Here is a 994-nt window from a genome sequence, read left to right as displayed (position 1 = left end):
TCTTTGAGCTAAGGCGAGGCAACGCCGTACTGGTTTTTGTTAATCCACTATAAAATTTGAAAACAGCTTCCCGACTTTAACTTATCAAAAGCATATTGCATCCTTTTTAAAGGTTATAGAAAAACAATATTGTAAGGATATAATAAATTCCTAATAAAACAATATGTTAATAAAAAAGGTACAGTCAAATCCCTTAAAAGCGGCTACGGCGTACATGACATTTATGCCAACCGGCAGCCTTTGGGCAAAGGCAATATGAACGTCAACTTTGCCGTCAATAATATCGGCAACAAAAAATACCGTTCACACAGCCAACGCTTCCCCGACGACGACGGGCGTGTACCGTTCTACGAACGCGGCAGAGAGTTTGTCTTCGGTTTGAACTACCGCTTCTGACCTGCCGTTTTAAAACAATGCCGTCTGAAAGCCTTTCAGACGGCATTTTTTATGGAACTGCCCTGTTCAACAACACGGAATGGACACCAGATTTCCTGCTCCAATACAGATGTTTTATCGGCTTTTTTACTTCAGGAATCGGAATGTCCAAAACCAGCCGAAGGGTTCTCCGTGGAACACCAATACTGAAAGATGGTTTGAGAATATTTCGGCATAGGATTGCATATGTTTCAACACACAGGACGACACATAAAGCGTCGCCCTGTGTGTTGTCCTGATTTGGAAGGGGTTACCCCCTCCCAAATAAAGTCTGATTCTACCGCTCTAAAGGGCGGGGTTTCAACCGAAAAGGAAATACGATGAAACACATCCCGCATCTTGCCCGAATTGGAAAGAAGCCAATAAACCAAACCTTCCCGTCCTTCAAAGCGGAACTCAACCGTTAAAGAAATTCCGATAAAGCAGGCCGATCCTTTTGTCCCATACAAACCTATGCCGTCTGAAGACCCTTTCAGACGGCATAAGTTGAAAATGCGGCACACCCAAATATAGTGGATTAACAAAAATCAGGACAAGGCGACGAAGCCGCAGACAGTAC

1 pseudogene is annotated in these 994 nt (G+C 43.7%); it reads left to right on the top strand.

Going from position 1 to position 994, the window contains the following annotated elements:
• Positions 1–186 precede the first annotated feature (186 nt).
• A pseudogene (locus KEM39_RS11790) lies at positions 187–396 on the top strand (TonB-dependent receptor); the annotation flags it as partial.
• Positions 397–994 lie beyond the last annotated feature (598 nt).

Source organism: Neisseria sp. Marseille-Q1983 (genome assembly GCF_018224585.1).
Classification (GTDB): Bacteria; Pseudomonadota; Gammaproteobacteria; order Burkholderiales; family Neisseriaceae; genus Neisseria; species Neisseria polysaccharea.
Note: the sequence above shows the minus strand (reverse complement) of the source record. Positions and strands in the feature narration are given on the sequence as shown.